The 223-nt window shown below is 76.2% G+C and carries 1 protein-coding gene; it reads right to left on the bottom strand.

Going from position 1 to position 223, the window contains the following annotated elements; translation table 11 throughout:
* Positions 1–223 (bottom strand): hypothetical protein (locus ACXN5W_RS30495; RefSeq protein WP_473161833.1); only part of this gene is annotated, 223 nt, incomplete at both ends.

The following is a 223-nucleotide window of genomic DNA, read 5'->3' as shown; positions in this document are numbered from 1 at the left end:
AGCACCACCAGGTCGGCCGGCGCGGTCTCGGCCAGCCCGGAGCGGACCGTGAGCCGGCCGTCCGGCACGGCCCGCACCCGGATGGTCCGGCGGGACAGCGCGGTCTGCCCGACCAGGCCCTCCCCCGGTCCGAAGGTGACGTCGTGGTCCCGGGCCACGTACCCGTACGAGGCGGTCAGCCGCAGCCGGATCACCCCGTCGGCGTCGTCGGCCAGGAAGAACG

This window comes from Plantactinospora sp. A48 (assembly GCF_055793945.1).
Note: the sequence above shows the minus strand (reverse complement) of the source record. Positions and strands in the feature narration are given on the sequence as shown.